This is a genomic window from Alcanivorax sp. DG881, assembly GCF_000155615.1.
Lineage (GTDB): Bacteria > Pseudomonadota > Gammaproteobacteria > Pseudomonadales > Alcanivoracaceae > Alcanivorax.
Genome location: NZ_DS989915.1, coordinates 2429661 through 2440150, shown reverse-complemented (window position 1 = coordinate 2440150; position 10490 = coordinate 2429661). Strand labels below are relative to the sequence as shown.

Here is a 10490-nt window from a genome sequence, read left to right as displayed (position 1 = left end):
CCGTAAGGGATCAGAAGCGATTAGAAAGGGCGCCCAAGAAGCTTGATTTGCTCTTTGTCTTGCGGCACAAGAGGGTCAACGAGCCTACCACTTTCGTCTCTTGCAAAGCGCTGATCAGGAATAAAAGTCACCACACCCGGCACGTCATCCCGAAAAGTGACGCGCTGCTCAATAATCCCTTTTTCAGCATCAAAAGACATCAGATTTAACGTTCTAAGTTTCGCATTTTGATAACGGTATTCCCTTCGTTTCTCTCCGAATACATTGATATCAGTAACCCTTCCATTATCATCATAATCAAACGACCTTGCGGCATTACCCTCAATCGTCTTCATCTCCTTAAGAAAGCCGTCCTCATCATAAATAAACTCCGGAAAACCATAGACGACATCGTCAGCAGTAAACCAGATATTATCCTCACCGGCCATAAGGGCCACTTGGCTAGCAGGCTTTCCATTCTCATCAAACTCATAAACCCTCATAAGCGGGTATAGCGCTGGCGGGTTCTGGCTGTCCTGACTGTCCTGCAGCTCTCCTTTTTCAGGAAGCCATGTCATGGTGCGGTACCGGGTATCCACATAGCTTTCATTTTCGCCATAGCGATCCATCACCACCCGACTCTCAAGCTCGCCCGGCAGCCACTGCACAACTTTTTCCTGATAGCCGTTGCCCGCATAAAGAAATGCTTGAGCCAAGCTGGCGTCTTCTGAATATTCCGGGGACGGCTCTACTGTGACCAGAAATTCAAACCCGCTTTCTGTATCACCAGAAAGGTTCGTGGTTTGAATGTGGGAAGGAAAAGGCGGTGCGGTTATCATCAAACCATTGCCATCATAGAAAATGGTATGTTGAGTTTGCGACCAGCCACCTTCCTGTTCTTTTTGCTCGATGGTTATACTATAGCCGAACTGATATCTCGCCGGGCAAAAATTATCCTCGCAAAGCACTTCTTCTTTTACCAACTGCTTACCTGACAGCGTGGGACAGATAGAAATGCGGCCGTCGCTTTCCAGATCCAACTGCTGGAGCGCAAAACTACCGTCTCCATTGGTTCCCATATTCTGCACTACAGACAACAATGCTGGTGGAAGAGGGTTATCTGATTGTTGATACTTGCAGGTCAGCCCACCTTTGCGTACGTCATCCGCCGTGTTCCATTGACCATCATTACCAGAGTCAACAACAAAGCGAGAGCGCACCGTGCTGTTCGTGCCGTAATCAAAGATTTGCATCCCTTTGATAACGCCACCTTCGCGATACTCCACTGTGGCAGGGACAGGTTCATAGGAGCCAAGTGCATCGCTATTATTGCCTCCCCCGCCGCCGCCACAGCCCGTAGCCAGAAGCATAAAAACCAGAGGAGAAAATAACGATTTAGTACTTCTTTTTTTCTGCAAAATTGGCTCCCAAAATCGGTTCATTAAAAACACTGTGCATTACCAGAGAAATAGCCTTCCGCAATCACCACCGCTGCCATGGAATCCACCCGCGGGTCTGCTTTCTGGATACCCGTACGTTCGCGGGCTTCGCGGGTGCTCAAACGTTCATCCACCAGCCACACTTTTTTCCCGAATCGCCCATGCAGACGATTGGCAAATTTACGGGCCCGTGCCGTGGACTCGCTATCACTGCCATCCATGTTCAGTGGCAACCCAACGACCAACGCCTCCGGCTCCCACTCTTTTAACAGCGCGGCAATGTCATCCCAGTTGGGCTGGGTGTTTTTGCAGGGCAGGGCTTTTAATGGCGTGGCGGTACCCAGCAGCATATTGCCACTGGCCACACCGATTTTTTGTGTACCGTAATCGAAGGCAAGAATCATAGGGGCAATGAATAGTTAATAATGAATAGTTAATAGTTGCGCGATCTCGTTGCTCTGATTTTGCAAGGTTCGTGGCCGCGCCCGGTGTTGTGACCGCGGCTTCTAACCTTGCAAGAACAAGAACTTCAACCGCGCCGCTATTAATTATTAACTATTCATTATTAATTGCCTTTCAGCTGTGGCCTGCCTGCGTGGCAATCAAACTCATATCAACGCCAATGCGCGCGGCGGCCGCGTGCCAGGTTTGTTCGAAGGGGGTGTCGAGGATCAGTTCGCGACTGGCGGGGGTGCTGAGCCAGGCGTTATCCACCAGCTCCTGCTCCAGCTGCCCGGCATCCCAACCCGCATAGCCCAGGCAAATCAGGGACTGCTCCGGGCCTTCACCAATGGCGATGGCTTCGAGAATGTCACGGCTGGTGGTCAGAATCAGGCCATCACTGAGGACAGTGCTGGCGTGCCAGCGGGTGGCGGCACTGTGCAGCACAAAGCCGGCTTCCTGCTGGACCGGCCCACCGGCCACCACGCGATGCCGCTCGGAGGGCGGCACTTCGATTTCAATATCCATGTCGCTGAGGATATCACCCAGGCTGATCTGCACCGGGCGGTTGAGCGTCAGCCCCATGGCGCCCTCGCTGCTGTGCTCAACGATATAGGTAACGGAATGTTCAAAGTCCGGGTCAGCCATTTGTGGCATGGCCACCAGCAACTGGTGCTTCAAGGGTGTGTTTTCCATGGGCACAGTATCCGGGGAGGGGAGGAGCGCTGCAAGCTCAAGGAGCCCCGAGAGGGGCAACCTGGGAGAATTTCGTACATGAAGCAGGGAGGGCAAGCGCTGGAAGACCAAGCCCGGCCAGATCCGCCTTCCCTCGGACCAAGCCCGACTCGCAAAGTCTGGAGCTATCGCTGATCCGCCCCTCACCTTTCAGGCGGGCTCAAGCTCCGACTGGCAGCGGGCCCTCAATGCCACCCGAATATCATTGGCTAAATTGATCAGGCAGCTCTCCGTGCTTGACCAGTCAAGGCAAGAGTCCGTTATGGAAACCCCGTGGCGAAGCTCTTCCTTGCCTTTAACGTCGAGGCTTTGATTGCCAAAGTTAAGATGGCTTTCCATCATGAAGCCAACGACGGAGCGATTACCTTGCTGAATCTGGGAGGCAATATCACTCACCACCAAGGGCTGGCGTGTGGGATCCTTCCCTGAATTGGCGTGACTGCAATCCACCATAATGGTGGGCTCCAACCCGGCATCCGCTAATACAGCCTCACACTTCCCGACACTCTGCCTGTCGTAATTTGGCCCACCATCACCACCACGCAGCACGATATGTGAATAATCATTGCCTTTGGTTTTGATAACCGCCACCTGCCCCTGACCATTGATGCCAAGGAAGCGATGAGGATGGGAAGAAGACTTCAGCGCATTAACCGCCACCATCAAACTACCGTCAGTGGCATTCTTGAACCCCACCGGCGACGAGAGACCACTGGCCATTTCCCGATGGGTCTGGGATTCGGTGGTTCGCGCACCAATGGCATACCAGCTGATCAAATCAGACAGGTACTGTGGTGCTACCGGATCGAGAGCTTCTGTAGCCACAGGAACCCCCATTGAAGTGATCTCCATTAGGAGTTTTCTCGCGATCTGCAACCCTTCTTCTATCCTGAAACTGTTATCCAGGTGAGGGTCATTGATAAGCCCTTTCCACCCCACAGTAGTTCTGGGCTTCTCGAAATAAACCCGCATAACAATATAGAGCGTGTCGGAAAGCTTCTCGGGGAGCGCTTTTAATCTTTTTGCATACTCAAGTGCCGATTCCACATCATGGATAGAGCAAGGGCCAACAATAGCAATGAGGCGGTGATCCTTTTTTTCAAGGATGTTCTTGATGACACGGCGACTATCGCTAACCGTTTTTGCACCCGATTCAGACACTGGCATAGATGTTTTAAGCTGTTCAGGGTTGACCAGCATGAACTGGGATTCAATATTCAAATTGTCCGTATTATTGAGTTCCATTTTCAATATCCTTAAGCATCCATGCACTGATGTCAGTTCTTTACACCGTATTGGAAATCGAGATTTTTGGGGTGTACAAATGATGGCATGAAAGAGAGCGCTATCATCGTCAGCATAAACCCGTAGTCATGAAGAGGAACTTCCTCAGTCATAATATCTTTAACTGCCTCATCGTAATGATGATGAGGTCCGGTCATTCGGTAGCAAGACTGGTTAAAGGAATAAAACCATAACCTTACTAGTAGCCGAGGCTTGGTGATCAGTTTATGAAACGGGTAGTGGCAACCAATTTCTTTTGCAATAGAGTCCAGAAACATGATCTGAGAAGGCATGGATTCAGTATGATTCGGACTGAGGCACATCCACTGCTCTTCCCAATCCTTCTCTCTTTCAATTCGATCGCCAACGTCTTCGGGGAGATTGATCTTATTACTACATAAAAGGGCAAAATAGCGCGCCTGCATTTCTGAGCAAATTGGAATGCCGCCACTAATAGGACGAACAAAGCCGATCATGGCCAGGCGCCCATTATGATCCGGATGAAAAGCATGCTTGTAGAGATTTCGAACGTTATTGTCTTTAATCTCCACATTGCTCAGCAACGAAAAATCTTTCTTGAACCCCGTACACAACAGAATCTTGTCAAATTCTTCCGAAGTTGAATCATTAAAGTAAATCGTATTTCCCTCAACCCTTCCAATGCCACAATCCTTAACAACAAGCTTGTTGTTAAGGATATTAGGGACAAAACTTACATTCTTTGAGAAAATTATCTTTTGAGACCAATTCCCTTTGTCATGATGGGATTTTTTATTCCATTTGTTAATGAAATCCACCACCTCTTTTTCATTTTTTGTATCATAGTCAATTTTTGATGGGTCGCTATCCTGGCCCATATTATTCTTTCCAGGATCATTATTTTTTTTATCACCCATTATCTTTCTGTAAAGAAAGTTAGCCGGGATCGAGGCCAGACCATAGGCATTCGCAACCCCCAGAAAAATATTCCTGAGGGCCCAACTATCCTGGCTATAGGATTTCATCTGGAATTTTATTTTCGAAGCCCTGTTCCACATTTCATAATGATGAGACCGGGTGGTTAACGTGTCCGTCGAATACTTCCCGTAGATAAGACGGGGAATAAGAAAAGTATGGGACCTGATCGAAACCACGCATTTCTGGGCAACATTGGAAACTTCTCTAAGCATATCCGCACCCGACTCAGCCAGGCCGATCGCCAAAACTTTCTTACCCTCAAAGTCTTTACTATTCCGATAAGACTTGGAGTGGACAACCTCGCCAGTGAAGCCATCAATTTCACTAATTTCAGTATTGGCCGTCTTAAACGGTCCACTGCAAATTGCAACAGCCTCAAAGCGGTGGGACGACACTCTTTTATCCCCCACCTTTACCTTTACTATCCAGGAGCCATCACTTTCTCGGATCACTTCCTTGACGAGACTGTTGAATTGTATGTGTCTGGCAAGGCCAAATTTATCAGAATACTCTTCAAGATAACGAAGATATCCTTTATGGTCCGTAAACTTCCTGCCGTCTTTGAAAATAAAATCAGAAAAAGACATCATTTTCATAGAAACAGTAAGCATCATGTTGTCATAGGCCTTCATCTGCTGCCCATCATCACCACCTCGATACCATATGCCACCGACACTTTCGTTGGCATCAAAGCAAGTGACATCATGGCTTTCATCAAGCAATTGTTTGATTGTCGTTAACCCGGAAGGGCCAGCACCAATAACACAGACTTTCATAATAATTCCCGTTTATTCATTACGGTTAATACCAAGGCTGAAAAGCCTGATTACTTGATGGCGACAAGCCGCTGATTCGACAGAATTTGATCAATTCGGGATCTTGCCTGAACAACAATTTGCTCTCGCTCCCTTTTTGATCCGCCCGCATCAATAAGCTCGATGTTTCTAGCGCCGATAAATTTGCAAACAAAGCTGAAGTAAGAGCTTGCAAAGTCTTTTTCTCCACCTACCGGAGTGCCTCCCGAAGAGGTCACGATGTAGACATTACGGAGATTGTCACAAAGCCCAACCGCGCTCCCCGACTCGTACTTGAATGTCACACCGGGTTGGAGCACATAGTCGACCCACTGTTTCAAAACAGCAGGAACCGTAAAGTTATAGATTGGCACCCCAACCACAAGCGAAGTGGCGCTACGGAGCTCATCGATAAACTGATCTGCAAAAAAGTGATGCCTGACCAGACTAGGCCGATCAATACGCTTCGCGTTATGCAGATCAATCAAATCTTGCCCAGAAAGAGAAGGAAAGGAGGTATTCCCTAAATCACGATCAGTAATCGATTCACCCAGGCCTTCAGCAAGATAACGAGTCAGCTCCCTGCTTATCGACAACTCGTTTCTGGCGCTACAATCCATAAGTAGTGTGCTCATCAGGAGTCACTTCCTTGTTTTCAAGTTTCGCGGATACACTGCCAAGGCATAAAAATGGCAAAGCAAGGCCATAACAGCCATTACCATCCGCTATTAAGAGAAATTTATTCTGACGCCTCCCTCACATAAACAAATGGGTGAGAGGCTGGATAATCAGGGTAACGTAAAGAAGTTCATTGCATCGTCATGCTGAACAAAATCAGCTTCCCATTTGTTATAGGGGAAAAAGACAACCAGCTCGATGGGATCTTCTTTAAGGTTCATGAAGGCATGGGGAACCATGGGCGGGATATTAATCACGTAGGGCCCTTCAACTTCAAAGACCTCATTGCCCAATTGGTATCTGACTTTCCCATTTTCTTTGAGAACATGGGTTTCTTCACTTTCATGGGTATGCAGCGGCGCGCCGCCACCTTGCTGGGTATAGGTAATGCCCACTGTGGTTGACTGGAAGCCGTGACGCTTGCCTTCCATTATGCGCACCCACTCACCAGGAGCCGGGTTAATGTTGACGAATTCATCCTCAGTTGTGACGTAATCTTCAACCGTGTTCATGGCAGGTAAATAGTAGTAGGCGGGTAAAAGATGCCGCTCCAGCGGAATAGTCTGATACTCACTGGCAGCATGAAGACGAGCTATCTCCCGGTCCGGGATAATATCCTGGATAAGCTCACCGCTTTCCGTGACAAAATCGTTATCAAGCGCATCTGCGGGGGTATACGTCACAGTGATATCAGGCTCATGATTTCCACTGTCATCCCCACCTCCGCCGTGACCATGACCATGACCATGTCCGTGATCTCGGCCTCGACCGCGTCCTTTGTTTTTTTGCCAGTACCAGTCCTGCTTAAGCTGACCGGAAGCATCCACTCGCTGGCTTGAAAAGTCATGGGCCTTGAGGTCTAACGGCATCCACGCCATCCCGATTACCATTATCCCTATGCTTACTTTGCTGCGCATTTCCATTGCAAACCCCTGTTAGTTAAAAGCCCAGACATTGAGACGATCAAGATCTAATCTATAAAGTGAAACGTTAAGTATGGTAATGAACTCAATATTATCCATCCGGAAGCGGCGATCTTTAGCTTGTGTGCTCCGAGCCACACCGCCAGATGTCGAGCGAGAAAGCCCCCTATCAACGCGCCTGGAGCAGCGAAAACCAGGACATCGAGGCTGATAGCTTGCTTAGAAATAAAGTAGGGAACTGCCGCAAGAACGCTAACCGCACTTACACACACCGCCACGGCGACGGCCACATTAAGACGCACACCAATAATGATGAGGAAAATCAGCAGCAACTCCCCGACACCCACTGATATCCATGCTGTAATCACGCCCCCGAAAAAGCTAACCAGAACAAGCCCCATCAGCTCCAATCTTGAAAGCGCGCTTTCCCTTCCTTTCAATTCAACAGTAACTTTTAGTGTTCTTGCCAGAATGTATGAACCGACAAACAAAGAAAAAACGGAGAAAAGGAGTTCTATGTCTATATATGGATCGGGCAATAGACGTAGCGTCAGAAGAATACCCGCACAAGATGAGAGTAAAGCGACCAGAAGAACTGGATAAAACCCTTTCCACTGATTAGGAAAATTTACCTTTTCACTATTCTGATACTGAACCCATGCCAAGGCGCCGGAGCTCATGCCAAAACACTGTATCGCAATGCTCGTGGACAACGATTCGAGCGGGGAAAACCCTTGGCTGATAAATATCGGCAGAAAGACAATTCCACCTCCAGCGCCTGTAGAGCTGGCAATGGTCGCACCAGCAATACCCATTAAGAAGAACAATAAAGCACGACCGGTCATGAAGGATTCATCTGCTGGCTGTTGGCTCAGCATGGACTCACCAAGACTAAAAAGAATGACACAGCTAAGCATATAAAAAACGATACGCATTACTGTCAAATTCCCAATATTGGGAATAATAAGGACACTTTTCCTTATGTCAGCGACTCGAATATTCATCACAGAAGCTTCTGTTGAGCAAAACCGTTAATCGAGTCCAGCGCATGGGCCAAACGCATCCTGAAGCCAATCTTTACCACATTGTTGAACTTGCTCACTGGCAACTGCTTTATTATTTTGTGTGCCTCCCTTTTCTTGCTTCCTGGGCCGACTAACCGATACTGGGTAGCCTGAGTCGGGCCATACATAATAGTTAGCCAGATAAGCGGGTGACGCCTAAAATATTCCTTTAACGGTGGCTTGCAGCCGATGATGTCGGCAAGGCCATCCATGTACCTGAAGTAATCCACCAGGCTCCGGATCCGTTTTGCGTTTTTGCCAAACTGCGCCATGTTGTCCTCATAGTCCTGCTTTATTGATTCCGTCATAGCCGCTTCGTCAGGCAGCTTCAACCGACCCGCACAAAGCAGCGCAAAATACCGCGCCTGCATCTCCATTATTGGAAACTGGCTTCCAAAGCCAGGCCTGGCGACGCCGATCCAACACAGTGACTCACCCATATCTTTATGGATCATATGCTTGTAAAGATGCCTGGGGTCGCACTGACGGTATTCTTCAGGCATGAAATTGGTGATGTTTTTATAGCCTGTCGAAAAGACAACAGCATCAATATCTTCCAGTCTCATTCCATCAGCACAAACCAGATGTTTACCGCCGTCTTCAACCTCCGTGACTTCCTCAACAACTTTACAGTTGTAATGAGCTATCGCCTCCGCGAGCGCTATGGTCTTTGTTCCATAAGTACTCCATATTCCTTTTGGGTCGGGAATACGGCTATTGAGCATCGCAACAGCATCGAAAAGAGGGTCATTCTTTGATTTTTCAATTTCAATTGAACGTCGAGTAAAATAAGCCCCATAGTGACGAGGAAGATCCCATACACCTCTGTGCGTTGAAATATCAGTGGCATACTTTCCACGTTTTCTAGGCACGACCCAGCCGGCACTTTCCCTTAAGCTTATCCAGCACTGATCAGCAACCTGAGAAACCTCAAGAGCAATATCTGAAGCTGACTCCCCGCCCCCGACCACCAGGACCCTTTTCCCGGCATACTGACTTGCGTTTTTATATTTCTTTGAATGCGAATAATCGATATCAGTTAATTTTTCAGTCCAACCAGGATAACTTTCAGCGCTATTGTTTCCGGTAGCCAGAACAATCCTCCTGGCCAGAAACGCCTGGGAATTCGTTTCCAGAACCCATTCCCCCTCATCCTTGCGGCTTACCTTGGTCACTTTGGTGTCAAAGAGTATTTTTTGAGTTACATCAAATCGATCCGCATATCGTTTCCAGTAAGACACGGCCTCTTCTTTTGACCAGAAATGGTTTTCTTCTCCTGGCTTGTTAAGAAAATCAGAGAACATACTGAAAGTTGCCGAAGACGTTAATTCAAGATTGTCATACCCTTTTGCAAAGACCCCACCAATGCCACCGGACTGTTCCAGGCAGAGCACGTTGTCGAATCCGTTCTCCAACAACTCTTTCGTGGCAACGATGCCACCAGGGCCAGCACCAACAACAATACACTCATAGATATTGTCTGAAGATTCCATATTCATTCTTCCCATAATGAACACAAACCGCCTAGCCGGCAGCAGTCGATAACTAACTAACAAAAAGAGACGAAGAGAACTTCTCGGTTATGATCATTGATTTTTCACCGCAGGAATAAACACTATATGTTCGGGACAGCAATTCACTGTCGACTGGAACCGAAAGGTACCCAGATATCTCAACATTGGAATTTTCACTTTCTGCGGAAAAGTCTGTTTTATATGTTTCAAGCTTATGCTTTGACCAAAGCTTTCCAATTGGTGTTTTCGAATCAATTAATTCATTACGAAAACATTCAGGAAGCCTATCAATGAGTATTGTTGACTCAGCATATATATAGTTTTTATCTGTATGCTTCCCTTTAAGAATTATCTTTCTTATCAATACAGGGCCTTCATTCTGGTATACGCCGTGAGCATGTGATGCGGGAACCTCATCATGGTTATTGATAATCGCCTGATACAATTTCTCGATTACAATCGGCTCGCGAGAAAGATGTTCTAGAAGCTCAGTCACCGTGCCATCAGTCATCAACAGTATTTTCTGAAGGTGGCTTAATTTGTTTTTGTTAATGTTTTTATTGATCAACAGCTTATCAGGGTAATAGTCCGCATTAGCAGTTTCCTGGCCACCACACTCAAGACTTGAACGATAGTGGCTATAACCACTTCCTTCCTTACTTCCTTCCTTATCGGCATCCAT

At 47.6% G+C, this 10490-nt stretch carries 10 protein-coding genes; all 10 read right to left on the bottom strand.

Annotation, left to right across the window (positions count from 1 at the left end; all coding sequences use genetic code 11):
- Positions 1-20: 20 nt before the first annotated feature.
- Positions 21-1421, bottom strand: coding sequence for a hypothetical protein (locus tag ADG881_RS11035; RefSeq protein WP_007149768.1), 1401 nt, complete (start codon positions 1419-1421; stop codon positions 21-23).
- Positions 1421-1822, bottom strand: a complete 402-nt coding sequence (gene ruvX, locus ADG881_RS11030) for a Holliday junction resolvase RuvX (protein WP_007149069.1) — start codon at positions 1820-1822, stop codon at positions 1421-1423. The genes ADG881_RS11035 and ruvX overlap by 1 nt, the downstream gene beginning before the upstream one ends.
- Positions 1823-1994: 172 nt before the next feature.
- Positions 1995-2555 carry a YqgE/AlgH family protein gene (locus ADG881_RS11025; protein ID WP_007148688.1) on the bottom strand — a complete coding sequence of 187 codons (561 nt, stop codon included), beginning with the start codon at positions 2553-2555 and terminating at the stop codon, positions 1995-1997.
- Positions 2556-2744: 189 nt separating this feature from the next.
- Complete coding sequence (locus ADG881_RS11020; RefSeq protein WP_007151473.1) at positions 2745-3839, bottom strand: 3-deoxy-7-phosphoheptulonate synthase; 1095 nt, start codon at positions 3837-3839, stop codon at positions 2745-2747.
- A 32-nt stretch (positions 3840-3871) separates the two neighbouring features.
- Positions 3872-5611 (bottom strand): NAD(P)/FAD-dependent oxidoreductase, encoded by a 1740-nt coding sequence (locus tag ADG881_RS11015; RefSeq protein ID WP_007149937.1) that lies wholly within the window; start codon positions 5609-5611, stop codon positions 3872-3874.
- A gap of 50 nt (positions 5612-5661) precedes the next feature.
- Positions 5662-6264: an FMN-dependent NADH-azoreductase gene (locus ADG881_RS11010; protein WP_039926635.1), complete on the bottom strand. Its 603-nt coding sequence runs from the start codon at positions 6262-6264 to the stop codon at positions 5662-5664.
- A gap of 153 nt (positions 6265-6417) precedes the next feature.
- The gene (locus ADG881_RS11005) at positions 6418-7230 is read right to left on the bottom strand and encodes a cupin domain-containing protein (RefSeq protein ID WP_156790395.1); all 813 of its coding nucleotides are present in this window, start codon (positions 7228-7230) and stop codon (positions 6418-6420) included.
- A gap of 47 nt (positions 7231-7277) precedes the next feature.
- Positions 7278-8234 (bottom strand): sulfite exporter TauE/SafE family protein, encoded by a 957-nt coding sequence (locus ADG881_RS11000; RefSeq protein ID WP_007150481.1) that lies wholly within the window; start codon positions 8232-8234, stop codon positions 7278-7280.
- Positions 8234-9787, bottom strand: a complete 1554-nt coding sequence (locus ADG881_RS10995; RefSeq protein ID WP_198005005.1) for an NAD(P)/FAD-dependent oxidoreductase — start codon at positions 9785-9787, stop codon at positions 8234-8236. Before ADG881_RS10995 ends, ADG881_RS11000 begins: the two co-directional genes overlap by 1 nt.
- Positions 9788-9839: 52 nt before the next feature.
- A complete protein-coding gene (locus ADG881_RS10990) occupies positions 9840-10490 on the bottom strand; it encodes a chorismate pyruvate-lyase family protein (RefSeq protein ID WP_007151601.1) in 651 nt (216 codons plus the stop codon).

Coding starts and splice junctions, on each gene's coding strand:
- ADG881_RS10990 (WP_007151601.1), bottom strand. CDS start 10,490: ATGGATGCCGATAAGGAAGGAAGTAAGGAAGGAAGTGGTTATAGCCAC.
- ADG881_RS11005 (WP_156790395.1), bottom strand. CDS start 7,230: ATGGAAATGCGCAGCAAAGTAAGCATAGGGATAATGGTAATCGGGATG.
- ruvX (WP_007149069.1), bottom strand. CDS start 1,822: ATGATTCTTGCCTTCGATTACGGTACACAAAAAATCGGTGTGGCCAGT.
- ADG881_RS11020 (WP_007151473.1), bottom strand. CDS start 3,839: ATGGAACTCAATAATACGGACAATTTGAATATTGAATCCCAGTTCATG.
- ADG881_RS11015 (WP_007149937.1), bottom strand. CDS start 5,611: ATGAAAGTCTGTGTTATTGGTGCTGGCCCTTCCGGGTTAACGACAATC.
- ADG881_RS11010 (WP_039926635.1), bottom strand. CDS start 6,264: ATGAGCACACTACTTATGGATTGTAGCGCCAGAAACGAGTTGTCGATA.
- ADG881_RS11035 (WP_007149768.1), bottom strand. CDS start 1,421: ATGAACCGATTTTGGGAGCCAATTTTGCAGAAAAAAAGAAGTACTAAA.
- ADG881_RS10995 (WP_198005005.1), bottom strand. CDS start 9,787: ATGGAATCTTCAGACAATATCTATGAGTGTATTGTTGTTGGTGCTGGC.
- ADG881_RS11025 (WP_007148688.1), bottom strand. CDS start 2,555: ATGGAAAACACACCCTTGAAGCACCAGTTGCTGGTGGCCATGCCACAA.
- ADG881_RS11000 (WP_007150481.1), bottom strand. CDS start 8,234: ATGAATATTCGAGTCGCTGACATAAGGAAAAGTGTCCTTATTATTCCC.